The sequence below is a fragment of the Pseudoalteromonas sp. S558 genome (assembly GCF_005886635.1).
Taxonomy (GTDB): domain Bacteria; phylum Pseudomonadota; class Gammaproteobacteria; order Enterobacterales; family Alteromonadaceae; genus Pseudoalteromonas; species Pseudoalteromonas aliena.
The window spans coordinates 1-700 of record NZ_PNDU01000411.1 but is presented as its reverse complement, the minus strand read 5'-3'; the positions used below and the strand labels follow the sequence as shown (position 1 = coordinate 700).

The following is a 700-nucleotide window of genomic DNA, read 5'->3' as shown; positions in this document are numbered from 1 at the left end:
TCGGGTAGCCGGAGGTCTCTAACCTCCAGCCCCCACACCACCCATCATGCGGGTCCGCAATGGGCGGTTCATCTCCCGTAATGAATATTGATCCAAATATCTTTCAATGACACTAAACCTTGTGATGCTAAATAGTCATTACCTAGCGCAATGTTAATTCCTTTTGTTTTTGAGCTTCTACAAGGGCCTTTACTGGTGATACCACAGGCTATGGCGAGTCGCTCGCTAACACCCAATTTCATTAAACTGCGTACTTTGGTGCGAGGTTTACGCCATTGCCGCCAGTAGCACATTCTTATCCTACGACGGATCCAATGATCTAAATCCACTGTTAGTTGATAAGCGTTGGCTATTAGGTAGTAGTGTCCCCAGCCGCGTAAATACTGCGTGAGTTTATGAATTTGTAGGGTCATTGAGATCCCCCAGTTGCGGTTAGTGAGTTCTCTTACATTTGCTTTAAATTTCTTTAGCGCCTGTTCGTGGATCTGCACTTGAGCGTAACGGAAGGTAAACCCGAGAAATTTCGAGCCTGATACGGGACCGACTCGACTTTTCGATTCATTCACTTTGAGTTTTAATCGCTGAGTGATAAACGCAGTAATTTCCCGTTGGATTATGAGTCCTTCGCTTTTCGTTTTTACTAAAATGATTATGTCATCAGCGTAAGGTGCAACCGTCTGGTTTTTTGAGGTTAGCGTGT

1 protein-coding gene is annotated in these 700 nt (G+C 44.9%); it reads right to left on the bottom strand.

Annotation, left to right across the window (positions count from 1 at the left end):
- Positions 1-68 precede the first annotated feature (68 nt).
- Positions 69-700: group II intron maturase-specific domain-containing protein (locus CWB66_RS20160; protein WP_289508515.1), on the bottom strand; the 632-nt coding region annotated here is incomplete at its 5' end.